General features: G+C 70.1%; 14 protein-coding genes. 9 read left to right on the top strand and 5 right to left on the bottom strand.

The genetic code is table 11. The annotated features are described in order from the left end of the window. Positions 1-104: 104 nt before the first annotated feature. Positions 105-1,220, bottom strand: a complete 1,116-nt coding sequence (locus tag ACX114_RS07260; protein ID WP_459296039.1) for an aldo/keto reductase — start codon at positions 1,218-1,220, stop codon at positions 105-107. Between the two features lie 96 nt (positions 1,221-1,316). Here ACX114_RS07260 and ACX114_RS07255 point away from each other — a divergent pair, with 96 nt between their 5' ends. From ACX114_RS07255 to ACX114_RS07245, 3 genes are all read left to right on the top strand, one after another. Further along, on the top strand, positions 1,317-2,222 hold the full coding sequence (locus ACX114_RS07255) for a LysR family transcriptional regulator (RefSeq protein WP_459296037.1): 906 nt from the start codon (positions 1,317-1,319) through the stop codon (positions 2,220-2,222). Between the two features lie 120 nt (positions 2,223-2,342). Next, the gene (locus ACX114_RS07250; protein WP_459296035.1) at positions 2,343-2,726 is read left to right on the top strand and encodes a hypothetical protein; all 384 of its coding nucleotides are present in this window, start codon (positions 2,343-2,345) and stop codon (positions 2,724-2,726) included. 25 nt (positions 2,727-2,751) lie between these two features. Continuing rightward, positions 2,752-3,999 carry a hypothetical protein gene (locus ACX114_RS07245; RefSeq protein WP_459296033.1) on the top strand — a complete coding sequence of 416 codons (1,248 nt, stop codon included), beginning with the start codon at positions 2,752-2,754 and terminating at the stop codon, positions 3,997-3,999. A 12-nt stretch (positions 4,000-4,011) separates the two neighbouring features. On the opposite strand, the gene ACX114_RS07240 is transcribed toward ACX114_RS07245, so the two are convergent. The 3 genes from ACX114_RS07240 to ACX114_RS07230 all read right to left on the bottom strand — a co-directional run bounded on the left by ACX114_RS07240 (position 4,012) and on the right by ACX114_RS07230 (position 8,495). Further along, complete coding sequence (locus tag ACX114_RS07240; protein ID WP_459296031.1) at positions 4,012-6,273, bottom strand: hypothetical protein; 2,262 nt, start codon at positions 6,271-6,273, stop codon at positions 4,012-4,014. Continuing rightward, the gene (locus ACX114_RS07235; RefSeq protein WP_459296029.1) at positions 6,270-7,058 is read right to left on the bottom strand and encodes a DUF3142 domain-containing protein; all 789 of its coding nucleotides are present in this window, start codon (positions 7,056-7,058) and stop codon (positions 6,270-6,272) included. Before ACX114_RS07235 ends, ACX114_RS07240 begins: the two co-directional genes overlap by 4 nt. 102 nt (positions 7,059-7,160) lie before the next feature. Then, entirely contained in the window at positions 7,161-8,495 is a 1,335-nt protein-coding gene (locus ACX114_RS07230) for an alpha/beta fold hydrolase (protein WP_459296027.1), read from the bottom strand. A gap of 103 nt (positions 8,496-8,598) precedes the next feature. Between ACX114_RS07230 and ACX114_RS07225 the strand changes: the two genes are divergently transcribed. Continuing rightward, positions 8,599-9,543 carry an AraC family transcriptional regulator gene (locus tag ACX114_RS07225; protein ID WP_459296025.1) on the top strand — a complete coding sequence of 315 codons (945 nt, stop codon included), beginning with the start codon at positions 8,599-8,601 and terminating at the stop codon, positions 9,541-9,543. Here the strand turns inward: ACX114_RS07225 and ACX114_RS07220 are convergent. Next, positions 9,527-10,171: a TetR/AcrR family transcriptional regulator gene (locus ACX114_RS07220; protein ID WP_459296023.1), complete on the bottom strand. Its 645-nt coding sequence runs from the start codon at positions 10,169-10,171 to the stop codon at positions 9,527-9,529. The genes ACX114_RS07225 and ACX114_RS07220 overlap by 17 nt on opposite strands. A gap of 94 nt (positions 10,172-10,265) precedes the next feature. Here ACX114_RS07220 and ACX114_RS07215 point away from each other — a divergent pair, with 94 nt between their 5' ends. From ACX114_RS07215 to ACX114_RS07195, 5 genes are all read left to right on the top strand, one after another. Further along, positions 10,266-11,081 carry an alpha/beta fold hydrolase gene (locus ACX114_RS07215; RefSeq protein ID WP_459296021.1) on the top strand — a complete coding sequence of 272 codons (816 nt, stop codon included), beginning with the start codon at positions 10,266-10,268 and terminating at the stop codon, positions 11,079-11,081. A gap of 16 nt (positions 11,082-11,097) precedes the next feature. Beyond that, complete coding sequence (locus ACX114_RS07210) at positions 11,098-12,099, top strand: extracellular catalytic domain type 1 short-chain-length polyhydroxyalkanoate depolymerase (RefSeq protein ID WP_459296019.1); 1,002 nt, start codon at positions 11,098-11,100, stop codon at positions 12,097-12,099. Between the two features lie 120 nt (positions 12,100-12,219). Beyond that, positions 12,220-12,807, top strand: a complete 588-nt coding sequence (locus tag ACX114_RS07205; RefSeq protein WP_459296017.1) for a hypothetical protein — start codon at positions 12,220-12,222, stop codon at positions 12,805-12,807. An 84-nt stretch (positions 12,808-12,891) separates the two neighbouring features. Next, positions 12,892-13,209 carry an ArsR/SmtB family transcription factor gene (locus tag ACX114_RS07200; protein WP_459296015.1) on the top strand — a complete coding sequence of 106 codons (318 nt, stop codon included), beginning with the start codon at positions 12,892-12,894 and terminating at the stop codon, positions 13,207-13,209. Next, positions 13,206-13,610, top strand: a complete 405-nt coding sequence (locus ACX114_RS07195) for an SRPBCC family protein (protein ID WP_459296013.1) — start codon at positions 13,206-13,208, stop codon at positions 13,608-13,610. Before ACX114_RS07200 ends, ACX114_RS07195 begins: the two co-directional genes overlap by 4 nt. Positions 13,611-13,613 lie beyond the last annotated feature (3 nt).

Here is a 13,613-nt window from a genome sequence, read left to right as displayed (position 1 = left end):
GGAATTCCGGGTCACCCGAGCCAGGTCCGCCACAGGACAAACACGAGGACCGATGCGTGCTCATGAACACGCGATTCCGTCCCCGGTGCCCCACGGACGACCGGCTACCGGGGTGCGGGCCGGAACCACGTGGGCTCGGCGCGGACCGTCGTGCCGCCCGTGAACATGCCTCCGGTGAAGAAGGCATCCTCGAAGAAGTGGTACGGGTGGACGAGCTCCGGGCGGCTGACGGCCTCCAGCTTCGCGGCGAGCGCTTCGGGGATCCGCACGTCGAGCGCATGCAGGTTCGCCTCCAGCTGCTCCATCTTCGTCGCGCCGATGATGGTGGACGCCACGCCGGGCCGGCGCGTCACCCACGCGAGCGCCACCTGCGCGGGCGACCGGTCCAGCTCCTTCGCCACCTCGCGCAGCACGTCCACGATGGCCCAGTTGCGCTCGGTGAAGAGCTTCTCGAAGCCCGGGTTGCCTCCGCCCTGGATGGACGGCAGCCGGCCCTCTCCCTTCGCCTGCGAGCCCTCGCGGGTGTACTTGCCGGACAGGAGCCCCGACGCCAGCGGGCTCCAGGGCGTGATGGACGCGCCCAAGGCCAGCGCCGCGGGGATGTGCTCGCGCTCGATGTTGCGCTCCACCAGCGAGTACTCCAGCTGCAACGCGGCGACGCGCTCCCAGCCCTCCTGCTCCGCCAGCGACTGCGCGCGGGCGAAGTACCAGGCCGGCACGTCCGACAGGCCGATGTAGCGGACCTTGCCCTCGCGCACGAGCGCATCGAGCGTGCGCATCACCTCGTCCACCGGCGTCAGGCCATCCCACGCGTGCAGCCAGTACAGGTCCACGTAGTCCGTCTTCAGCCGCCGCAGCGAGCCCTCCAGGGCACGGCGGATGTTCTTGCGGCCGTTGCCGCCCGCGTTCGGATCCCCGGGGGAGGTGTTGATGGTGAACTTCGTCGCGATGACCGCGCGGTCGCGGCCGCCTGTCTGGGCGAAGTAATCCCCGATGATGGCTTCACTGGAGCCGCCCGTGTAGCCGTCCGCGGTGTCCACGAAGTTGCCGCCGGCCTCCAGGTAGCGGGCGAGGATGCGGTGCGCGGTGTCCCTGGGGCTGCCCCAGCCCCACTCGGTGCCGAAGGTCATGGCGCCCAGGCACAGCGGGCTCACCCGCAGGCCACTGCGGCCCAGCAGGTGGTACTGCGCCAGCGAATCGATGCGAGCGGTCGTCGTCATGGGAAGGCTCCCTGTGTTGGATGCGCACAAGGTGCCGTCCGGAAGCCTCCGGATGAAGACGCGGAAGTTGCAGGGACTGTTTAGACTTTCTTCGAAATGGCCCTGACGCCCCTCAATGCCCTGACCGTGTTCGTCACCGTCGCCCGCCGGCGCAGCTTCAGCCAGGCCGCGAAGGAATTGGGCGTGTCCTCGTCCGCGGTGAGCCAGGCGGTGCGCCAGCTGGAGGAGAAGCTGGGGCAGGCGCTGCTCGCCCGCACCACGCGCAGCGTGTCCCTCACCGAGGCAGGACAGCGGCTGCTGGACGAAGCCGGCCCGGGCCTCCAGTCCGCGCTGGCGGCGCTCGAACACCTGGCCGCGGGCGTCACCCCGGAGGTGACCGGTTCACTGCGCCTGTCGGTGCCCGCGTTCTCCCTGTCCCCGGTGATGGAGCCGGTGCTGCCGCGCTTCATCGCGGCCTACCCGCAGGTGCAGGTGCATGTGTCCGTGCAGGACGGGTTCGTGGACATCGTGAAGGAGGGCTACGACGCGGGCATCCGGCTCACGGAGGCCGTGCAGCGCGACATGGTCCAGGTGCGCCTGACGCCCGCCTTCCGCTTCCTCGTCGTGGGCTCGCCCGCGTACTTCGAGCGGCACGGGACGCCCCGGCATCCCCGGGACCTGGGACACCACAACTGCCTGGGCTACCGCGCGCCCTCGACGGGGCTGCCCTACCACTGGGAGTTCGAACAGGGGACGAAGGAGCTCACCGTGCCGGTAAAGGGGCCGCTCACGTCGGACAGCTCCTCGCTGCTCCTGGGCATGGCCAGCCAGGGACTGGGGCTCACCTACATCGCGGAGATTCAAGCGGCACCCGGGCTGCGCGCCGGCACGCTGCGGCCGGTGCTGGAGGACTGGGCCCCGAGCGTCCCCGGCCTCTTCCTCTACTACCCCCACCGGGCGCGGGCCTCGCGTCCGCTCAGGGCCTTCATCGAGCTGGCGCGGGAGCAGCTCCCCCGCCGCTGAGGCGGGCCTGGCCGCTCGACTCCCAGTCGGGCAGACGGGCATGCTGCGCGTCGCTGAGTCCCCTTCTCGTGGACTGTTATGGCGGAAGTCGGGCCGGTCCCACACCGAAAGGACAGGAACATGGCGCAGCACGGACAGCGTGTCGGTCTCTTCATGGCGCTCACGATGGCGGCGGCCCTGCTGGGCGCGCCCGCGCACGCGGAGGACGCGGCGAAGAAGCCCAAGCCCTCCGCTTCCGCGAAGGCGGATGGTGGGGTCGAAGGCAAGGACGCGGGCACGGCCGCCACGCCGGAGAAGGACAAGGACAGCAGCGCGTCCCAGGGCGCCGGCCGCTGCACGGGCAAGGCGAACTTCTGCGGCGTCTTCTCCCAGATGTACTGCAGCAGCCAGCCTGGATGTGCCTACATGTTCGGGTCCAATATGTGCGGCGGCGTGGCCATCGCGTGCGAGAAGGCCACCAACGAAGCGTTCTGCAAGAAGATCAAGGGCTGCTCCTGGAAGTAGCCCGCTCGCACCACCGGGGGACGCCATGCCGAAGCGCGAATTCGACGAGGGCATCGACACCGCGACGCTCCCCCGCGTCTCCATCCTGTTCATCCCCTTCGACGCGGCGAAGAAGTTCTACAAGGCCAACACGACCAAGGGCGTGAAGGGGCTGAGCGCGACGTTCGATGACACGGGGTCGCGGGTGGACGGGGCGAACCTCGCGAACGCGCTCGTTCCCAGCATGGCCTCCAGCGCGTTCCTGCAGGGGCCGGACATCGCGGCGAAGCTCGCGGACATCGTGGAGCAGGAGTGCGACCTCATCCGCAACATGCACGTCCGCGATGAGGACTACGGCGACAACCTCCAGTCATGGCTGGAGAGCAACGGCCCCCAGGCGGCGGATACGTCCCAGTGGAGCGACCGGCGCAAGAAGCGCATCGAGCGCAACCTGCGCGGCTACAAGCACTACCCCGTCTTCATCTTCCTATCGGAGAACCCCACGGGCTCGCCCTTCCCGGACCGCATCGACGTCCCCGGCCTGGGCATGTCCTACGTGCGCAAGCACCTGATTGACGACGCGACGGTGAAGGGCATCAAGCACGTCAACGAGATCGCCCTCTACCTGCGCGAGGACATCGACGGGCAGTTGGACAACGTGAAGGAGGACGGCTTCTACCTGGAGGCCACCACGCTCACGCGCAAGACCGCATCCATCCAGACGAAGCTGAAGGCCAAGGACGAGTACATCCTCAAGGTGACGCTCGGGAACCGGTATGGCCATTCAGTGACGGTGGCCGGGGTGCACCTGCGCGCGTCGCTGACCGGCTCCAATCCGCACGAGCGGCAGGTGGAGCGCAATGCCTTGCAGACCTTCTGCAAGTCCGAGGGCATCCAGGTGATGGTGGGCGACTTCAACATGGACCTCCAGGAGACGGCCCAGGGAAGCCGGGGCGTCTTCTTCGACGGCCGGCCGGAGACCCAGCCCACGTACATGCTGGCCCACAAGAGCACGGAGGCCATCCCGCTCTTCCAGCAGCAGTATTCGAACTCCGCGGGCAACGCCCACTACATGGGCTACTACCAGGCGGACACGGAGCACCTGGAGCTGGTGGGCCCCGGCATGTACGGCCTGCTGGGCGCCAGCGGCTCCCGGCACCTCAAGTCCGAGGGCAAGTACTACTCGGACCACCCGTCCATCTACCTGCAGGTGAAGTCCACGCGCCTGACCGATGAGGCGCGCGACAAGATCTTCCGGCGGAAGATCTTCCGCATCGTGAAGCCCAAGCAGTAGGGCCTGCGCGCGTCAGTACACGTAGGGCGTTTTGCGCGCCCACTCCGTCTTGCCGTACTGCTTGTGGAGGTAGGCGAAGGCCTTCTTCGCCTCCGGGGTGTTCTGGCCGCAGCCGCGCTTGCTGGAGCGGACCGCGCGGAACAGCGCGATGGGTGAGCGCGGGTCCTGCGGGTGCGCCTTCGCCCAGTCCAGCGCCACGCGGGAGAAGAAGGCCACGGAGGAGCCCGCCTCGTTGAGGGCCTTCCACTCCGCCGCGGCGTCCGCCCGCTCCTCCGGGCTCGCGAACGGGAGCGGCGTCTTCAGCGGATCCTCCAGGTTCTTCGGTCCCGGCACGCACCAGCCGTTGCGGTACCAGCTCATGTCCTCGGTGAGGTCCAGCTTCGGGGAGATGTTGGCCAGCCGGTCCCTGGCGGGCTCCAATCTCGCGGAGACGACCGGCAGCCCCATGACCAGCAGCCGCGCGTCGAACAGACGCTCCTCCGCCGTGGGCCGCCCCACGATGGCCAGCAGCTCCGCGCGAGCCTTGGGCTCCGTCTCCGCCAGCGTGGCCGCCTGGGCCTTGATCATCGCGTCGTCCCCCACCACCGCGGCGCGGGCGAACACGGCCCACGACAGCTGCCGGCGCAGTTCGGGGGTCAACGACGGAAGCGCGGCCCACTCGCGCAGCCGGCGCGTGGGGACATGGGACTCCAGGAAGGACGCCCGCGCGGCGCTGAGTCCCATGGGCTTGGGAGAGGGCGCCGGGTCATTCGCGTCCAGGGGAGCCAGGACGAGTTCCTCCACCAGGAACTGGGCCGCGTTGCGCAGGGCCTCGTCCCAGCTGTTCGCCAGGTGCAGCCGCTCCTCGCGCAGGGCGTTGTCCACGGAGAGCTGGTCGCGCACCAGCTCCGGGGGAATGGCGTCCAGCCGCGCCCGGGCCTCCTCCAGCTGTCCCCGCTCCCGTAGCAACTGCACGGAGCGCCACGCGAGCGTCATGCCCGCGGGAGACTCCGCCGGCACCTTCTCCGAGTCCGCGAGCAGTTGGGGTACCTCCGGCGAATCCGCGCGGGCCGTCAGCAGCGCGAGCACGAGCCATGGCTGATGCCTGGACTTCTTCCAGCGGGCCACGGCGGTCCCGTGAGTCTTCGTGCGCGCGGGCTCCTCCGGAATGCCGGTCTCCTCGGGCGCATGAAGGAACATGAGCCGAAGCCACTCGGAGAGCTCCGCCGCGCGAGGCTTCAGCGCCGCACAGGTGATGGGATTGTCGCCCAGGTCGGTCTCCCTCGCGAGGCCGGCCAGCTCCGCCTCCAACCCGGAGCCCGTCCCCTTCTCCAGCACCCGCGAGTACAGCTCGCACTTCCAGGTCGCTGGCGACAGTCGCCAACGCACGAGGTCCAGCAGGCGTCGCGCGGGCCCGTGCACGTCGCGCAGCTTCGGATCCGCGAGCACCTTCTGGATGGCCTCCTCCGCCCGGCTGAAGCGCCCCAGCACGGCGGGATCCACCTCTCGCGGGTTCCCATCGTACGGGGGGACCCCGAACAGCGCCTCGCGAACGCGGGTGCGCGCCACGAGGTACGCGCCGAGAACCCGGTAGGGCGAGTCCGCGCTGCTGGCGATGTTCTGGAAGGCCTGCGCCGCCTCGTCGAACTTCCCGCAGTACAGGTGCATGGACGCGGCCTGGTAGTCGCGCTCGGCCTGCCTGCGCGCCTTCTCGCGCGGCGTCAGCGACTCCTCGATGCCCGGCACCGGGTCGGCCAGGGTGCAGCCCTTGCTGAAGACCGTGTCCTGGTTGCCCACCCACTCCTTCAGCAAGGCCGGGCGCGGCTTCCACTCCCTCGCGAGCGCGCGGGCCGTGACCGCGGCATGCAGGAAGGCATCCCCATGGATGTAGGCGTCGTTGGAGGCGTACACCATCTGGTTGGCGTCCACCGGCGGCAGGTCCTTGAAGGGCGCGACCTCCTGCCGGACGGCGGTCCATTGGTCGCGGGCCCAGCTCGCGTCGGGCCCATAGCGGGACTCCGCGTCCGTCCACCCCGCCACCAGGTGCTTCTGCTCCTCCGCCGTGGTGGGGATGCCCATCATCGAGCGAAAGGCGAAGGCGAGGTACGGCGGATCAAAGGTGCGGCGGAGGATGCCCAGACGGCCGGCGGCGAAGTGGTCGAAGGGCCGGTCGGGATTGTCCACGACGTAGAAGCGGGGCTCGGGCCCGAAGTCGGGTCCGCACGCGTCGGCGATGACAGGAGGCAGCAGGACCACGAGGCCCACGAGCCCCAGGACTGTTCTTGCGTTCTTCATGGTCGGGTCTCCGCCACGGCGCGGGCGAACGCATCGGGCGTCCACGGCCGGGGGTTGAAGAGATAGAGGGTCGAAACGCCGGGAGGCACGGGCTGCCACTCGTCCATGGCCAGGCCCATGCTGCCCGCGCACGGAGGGGGAAGGCCGCGCGCGAACCGGGCACGCCACACCGGCGCGTCCGGGCCCATGCGGAAGAGCTGCGGCACCACTTCATCCACGGGCGCGCGGGCAATCCAGCTGCCAGACACGCACCACGACGCGAGCCCCGTGATGGACAGCGGCATCCCCGGAGGCAGGCGCGCGCGCAGCCGCTGGAGCAGGCCGACGTAGGCGTCGTATTCCGATGCACGGGCATCGAAGTCCAGTTGCAGCGCCGTCACGTCAGGGCGGCGGCGCACGAGCGCATCCAGGATCCCAGCCAGCGACTCCAGGCGCTCCGGCGCGAAGCGCGCCAACGAGCTTCCCGGAAGCATCTGCAACCGCACGGTGGCCTTCAGCGCGGTGCCCGGCGGAACCCGCAGCGGCTGCCTGCGAGGCACCACATGGACGTCCTCGTCGGAGAGGTCCATCGTCGCGAGCAGGAAGGCGACATCCACCGCGCGGCCTTCCAGGAAGCCCAGGTCCTCCGGCCGCTCCCAGGCCCAGAGGACAAGGCGAGGCGGCGGAGCCACCGGCGGCGTCGGGGCCACGGACAGCGGCAGGCACAGCAGCGTGAGGACGGCAGTGGCCCACGGGCCGCGCCGTGGGCCGGGTGCCGCGTGCGATGGGGACTGTTCGGGGAGCATCGCGGCCAGGAAGCCACGGCCGGGCACCCTGCCCGGCCGGCATGGCGACATTTAGCAACCCCCGCGCCAGACGCCCATGACCTCTCGGGTGCTCCCGGGTGCTCAGGGCCGCATGAAGGCGCGAACCTCCGCGACCACCTGCTCCGCCGTGTCCTCGAAGAAGAAGTGGTTGGCGTTGGGAAGCCCGACCGTCCGGTGCTTCGGGAAGGCCTTCTCGAAGCGCTCGGTGTCGCTCCGGGGGAAGCCCTGGTCCAAATGCGCCCAGAAGAGGAGGGCCTCCTTGCCGGCCAGACGCGGCAGGCCCGCTTCGACCTCCTGGAAGTACGCCGTCGCGGCGGTGATCTGCCCCGGATAGAAGGCCGCGATCCCCCGGCGCTCCAGGGCGACGAAGGGGCGGAGATAGGCCTCCAGCACGTCGGAGGGCAGCTCGCGGACCACGCCGTTCCGGAGGCCGAAGGACGCGAAGCCGTTGAAGTTCATCTGGAGGAACTCGCCCACGGGCCCCCCCGCGATGACGGAGAAGATGCCGCGCGGCTCGCGCGAGCTCGTAGGCCATGCCCAGGTACTGCCCAGCACCACGCGCTTCACGAGCTCCGGCCGGCGCCCCGCGAAGCCCAGCCCAATCGGGCCACCCCAGTCCTGCATGACCAGCGTCACGTCACGCAGTTGGAGCTGCTCGACGAACTCCTCCACGACAAGGCTCTCCTCCCGGGGCGTGAAGCCGAAGCCCGCCGGTGCCTCGGACAGGCCGAAGCCCGGGTAGTCGAGCGCGATGCAGCGATACGAGCCGCGTAGCCCGCGGATCAGCTCCCGCCACTGGTAGGACCAGGCCGGGTTGCCGTGCAGGAAGAGGAGCGTCTCCCCTTGCCCCTCCTCCACGTAGTGGACGCGCGCGCCGCTCGGCAGCGTGACGAACCTGGAGCCGGCGTCGGCCTGTTCGCGCACCGGGGATGCGCGCTCGCTCGACACCGCCCGGACGACGCCCACGACTTCCAGCGCGCCCAGCACCCAGAGCGCCGCGGCGCCCCCACGTGACCACCGGGAACGCTCCACGAAGCGAGGGATGAGCCAGGACATCACGATGGCGCCACCGAGCAGCGCGGGCGCCGCCCCGACGGCGAGCCCCTGGGGTCCCCACGCGGACATGCCGCCAACGCCCCCCAGCGCGAGCCCCACGAGCGCGGCGGCCAGCGTGAGCCGGGGACGCGACGAGCGCGCCGCGAGCACGGCATACAGGAAGGCCGCCGTGACGGAGGCGAGCAGGCACACGGGCGCGACGACCGCGAAGCGCAGCGCCGGAAAGAACCCGATGCCCCGGACATGCGGCGTGGCGAGCACGGCGAGGGTCGCGAGGCCCGCGGCGAGGGCCGCGGTGGCCCCTCCGGCCCGAAGCAGGTGGAACATCCGGATGCGTGTCTGTGTCGATGCCTGCGTCATGGAAGCGTCCTTTCTCCAGGACGATGGGTAGTCCCGCGACGCTGGACGTTCCATGTGCGAAGCTCCGTGTTTCTCGTCCAATCGTCCGAAGGGAGCGCTCAAGATGGACGTCCTGGCGGATTCGCTTCGCAGCCTGCGGCTGAAGACGGAGGTGTACGGCCGGCTGGAGCTGGGCGCGCCGTGGGGCATCAAGCTCGACCTGGGGCACCCGGGCTTCTTCCACGCGGTGTCTCGCGGCGGCTGCTGGCTGGAGGTGGAAGGCCAGCGCATCGCGCTCGCGGCGGGCGACTGGGTCTTCATCCTAGGCAGCGCGCCCCATCTCCTCCGGGACTCCCCCCGGACCCGCACGCGTCCCCTGCCGGAGCTCTACGAGGAGACCGGCGCCCAATGCGGCGGCGTCCTGCGCCACGGCGGGGACGGGCCCCAGACGACGCTCGTCTCCTTCAGCTTCGGGTTCTCGGGGGCGTGGCTCGACCGGCTCCTCGCGGGCCTGCCCAGGGTGCTGCATGTCCGGGGCGACGGGAGCGGCTCCACGAGGCAGGTGGAGTCCGTCATCCAGCTTGTCGCCGCGGAGATGGAAGCAGGGCGGCCCGGGCACGAGCTCGTCGCCACCCGGCTCGCCGACGTCCTGTTCATCCACGCGCTGCGCATGCACGTGGAAGCCTTCCCCGCCGGCAAGGGCGGCTGGCTCCGGGCGCTGGAGGATCCGCAACTGGGCCGCGTCCTTCAGCAATTGCACGAACGCCCCCAGCACCCGTGGACGGTGGAGGCCATGGCGAAGCTCGCTGGCATGTCCCGGTCGACCTTCGCGGCGCGCTTCCAGCACGTCATCGGCGAGAGCCCCCTGACGTACCTGACGCAGTGGCGCATGCACACGGCCACGCGGCTGATGACGGAGAGCGATGCGTCCCTGACCGCCATCGCGGAGGCCGTGGGCTACGAAACGGACAGCGCCTTCGGCAAGGCCTTCAAGCGGCACGTGGGCAGCACGCCGGCCGCGTACCGCCGTCAGCTCCGCCCGGCGCGCGCACCTACCTCCCAGCCTTGACGCCCAGCATCCGCAGCGCCAGCTCCGCGTGCAGGTCCGCCAGCGCGTCCACGTCGAGCGCGGGCGTGGGCTCAAACCAGTAGGGCAGCCGCAGCCCCATGGCGGAGATGGCCGCGGCGACGACCCCCGCGTGCGGCACGGAGAACACGCCCTGCGCGCGTCCCCGTTCGATGACCGCCATCAGCAACGCCGCCGACTGCTCCCGCAGCGCCAGCGACGGCGCCGCCAGCTCCGGCGGCAGCGCGTGGATTTCGTCGTTCACCACCACGGCCAGCTGCGGATGGGTCGCGTGCAGCCGCGTGTGCGCCCGGACCAGGGCCCGGAGCTGCTCCACCGGCTTCGCCCCCGCGCCGAGCAGCGCCGTGCGCAGGCCCTCGTGGTGCGCCTCGTGCCCCAGCCGCACCAGCTCCGCCAGCACGTGCTCCTTGGAGGGGAAGTGCGCGTAGAGCGCGCTGGGCCGCAGCTCCAGCTCCTTGGCCAGATCCCGGATGGACGCGTCATGGAAGCCCCGGCTCGCGAAGAGCTGGAGCGCCGTCTCCAGGATGCGGCGACGCGTGCCGTCAGCCGACGCCGAGTCCGGAAGCACCGCCTTGCGCGCACGAAGACGGGACGGAGAGGAAGACGCCATGGGGCCACCTTGAAAAACGAACGGTCGTTCAGCTACGGTTCCACCGACCCTGGAAGCGTAATCCATCCCCTCTCTGAACGGTCGTTCACCGCCGATGCCCACGTTCACCCTTCCCGACGGCGTCACCCTGCACTTCCAGGAGTCCGGCGAGGGAGCGCCCATCGTGCTGCTCCACGGGCTGGGTTCGTCCGGCAGCGACTGGGAAGCGGTGGTGCCCCGGCTGTCCGCGCATCACCGGGTGCTGGTGCCGGACGCGCGGGGCCACGGCCAGAGCGACAAGCCGGCGGGCGCGTATGGCGTGGCCCTCTTCGCCAGGGACATCGCCGCGCTGTGTGACGGGCTGGGGCTGACGCAGGTGCACGTCATGGGCCTGTCCATGGGCGGGATGATGGGCTTCCAGCTGGCGGTGGACCGGCCGGACCTGGTGCGCAGCCTGACCGTGGTCAACAGCGGGCCGGACATGGTGGCGCGCACGTTCCGCCGGAAGCTGGAGTTCGCGGCGCGGCTGCTGGTGCTGCGCCTGCTGGGTCCCAGAGGGCTGGCGAAGCGCGTGGCCCCGAAGCTGTTCCCCAAGCCGGAGCAGGAGGCCCTGCGCCAACGGGCCATTGAATCCCTGGGCGCCAACGCGCGTGACGTGTACCTGCGCGCGACGCGAGGGCTCATCGGCTGGAGCGTCCAGGACCGGCTGAAGGCCATCACCTGTCCCGTGCTCGTGCTGCACTCCGAACGGGACTACACGCCGCTGTCCACGAAGCAGGCCTACGCGGGCCAGCTCCAGGACGCATGGCTCCAAGTGCTGACGGATTCCGGGCATGCCGCGCCCGTGGATCAACCCGGACAGGTCGCCGCCGCGGTGGAGAGGTTCCTCCGGGAAGTCGAGTCACCCGGACGCATTGCGCGTCCTGGCTGAAGCAGGAGGCAGACACATGTCGGTGACTCGGAAGGTCCAGGCCATGGCTCGCATGGCGGTGGCGGTGTGCGCGCTGTTCACAGCCGTGGGCGCCACGCAGGCCCGCGCGGGCGAGTGGGTCCACGGCGTCTATTCCAACAACTGGGGCACCCGGGGCTACCAGCTCTGGGTCCCCACCGGCTACCAGCCCGGTGAGCCGCTCCCGCTCGTGGTGGGGCTGCATGGCTGTCTTCAGAACCCGGACCAGTTCGCGGGCCTGACGCGGCTGAACGCGAAGGCGGACGCGGAGAAGTTCCTGGTGCTCTATCCCAACCAGGCCCTGTATGCGAATGGCACCCAGTGCTGGAACTTCATGTTCTCCTCCAACCAGGAGCGAGGCATTGGCGAGCCGTCGCTCATCGTCGGCATGGTGGATTGGGTGAAGGGCCACTACGCGGTGGACTCGCGCCGCGTCTACCTGGGCGGCGTCTCCGCGGGCGCGGTGATGACCAGCGTCCTGATGGCCTGCTACTCGGATGTGTTCACCGCGGGCATGGTGGGCGCGGGCGCCATGTACAAGGCGGCCACCACGGCGTCCGGCAGCCTCTATGCGATGACGTTCGGCAGCATCTATTCGCCGGATGACCGGGGCTATGACGCGTGGGCGTGCTCGGGCAAGCCGCGCCGGAAGGTGCCGGTGCTCGTGGTCCACGGCACGTCGGATGACGTCGTCAATCCCATCAATGGACAGCAGGCCGCGCGCCAGTTCCTTCAGACGAATGACTACGGCGATGACGGCTCCAACAACAACAGCGTGTCCAACACCCCGGCCCGCACGACGTCCGGTGTCTCAGCCGGAGGCCGCAAGTACACCGTGAGGGATTACGTCTCCAACGGCGTGCTCCTGGTGCAGCACATTGAAATCCAGGGCATGGGTCACGCATGGCCCGGCGGTGACGGCGCCTTCCCGTTCGCGGACCCGGCGGGTCCCGACGGAACCACCATCATGTGGGACTTCTTCAAACAGCACTCGCGCTGAAAGGGCGCGGTCCGTCCGGCAGCTCCCGGACTACCCGGGAAGACGTGGACAGTTCCTCCACGGCCATGTTGAGCTTGGGTCAAAGGCAGCCATCGCCCGCACACCCGAGCCACCGGCCCCATGTCCTTCTTCGAAGTGCTCTCACCGGTTCCCCAGAAGATGGACATGGGGGGTGACCTCCCGCTGCGCTTCCACACGCGTCCGCTGATGGGCCAGGTCGTGTGGCCCCTGCTCACGCTGGTGCTGTTGGTGGTGATTCCCCTCGCCTACGCGCTGGACCAGGGCCTGTCCCTGGCCCTGCTGCGCGAGCAGTGGATGCTGCCGGTGGTGGTGGTGCTCGGCGGCTTCGTGTCCGTGACGTTCATCCTGCGGTGTGTCCGTACCCGGCTGGAGGTGGTGGTGACGGCCTCGGAGGTGTCGCTGCGCGGCGGCGGGGCCCTGAGCGCCTTCACCTGGAACGAGCCCCTGGACCACTACGTCGGCCTGGACTGCGAGCGGCGCCACCACCCGGACTGGATTGGCGCGCAGGACGAATACGGCATCGCGCTGACGCACCGCAAGGACCCCGAGCGCAACGTCGTCGTGCACTGGGGCCGCGACTCCCGGCGCTTCGAGGACCGGCTCGCGCGCTACGCCCAGCTCCTGCGGCTCCCCATCCGCCGCGAACAGCGCGCCCCCCTCGCGCAGCCGCGCGCCGCCCGCAGGTAGCCGCTTCACGCACGCTCGACGACGCGTCGGGATTCTCCGACGCCTCTTGACGCGTCGGAGATTTCCGACGTATCAATCCGGGCCATGTCCGAATCGGATGTCTTTTCGGCGCTCTCCAATCCGGTGCGCCGGGAAATCCTGCTGCAGCTGCGCAAGGGGCCGCGCGCGGTGAATGACCTGGCGAGCGGCTTCAACCTGGGGCGGCCCGCCGTCTCCGAACATCTCCAGGTCCTGCGCAAGGCGCGGCTCGTCCGCGAGGAGCCGCGTGGCCGGGAGCGCTACTACCACCTGGATCCGCGTCCCCTGTCGGAGGTGGACGACTGGCTCAAGGCCTTCACGCACTACTGGAAGCAGCGGCTCGCCGCGCTCGAGGACGTGCTCGACGAGGAGTCACGCAAATGAATCCCCCCGCCGTCATCCAACTGGACCACGTGTATGCCCATCCGCCCTCCGCCGTGTGGAAGGCATTGACGACCCCGGAGCTCCACGCGAAGTGGTGGGCCGCGGGCGACGTGCGCCCCGTCGTGGGCCACCGCTTCACGCTCGACATGGGCCCCTGGGGCCAGCAGCCGTGCGAGGTGGTCGCGGTGGAGCCGGAGCGGCTTCTCCAGTACCGCTTCGCCACCGGCACGCTCGACACCACCCTCACCTGGCGGCTGGTGCCGGAGGGGACGGGGACGCGGCTCACGCTCGTCCACGAAGGCTTCAACCTGGACTCGCCCATGGGCCGCCGCGCCTTCGAGGGGATGAAGCCGGGTTGGCCGGGGGTGCTCGCCCGGCTGGGCGCCGCGCTCGAAGGCTGAGCG

Source organism: Corallococcus sp. M7, from assembly GCF_054512695.1.
The sequence above is the reverse complement of the archived record's forward strand: the minus strand, read 5'-3'. Positions and strand labels throughout refer to the sequence as shown.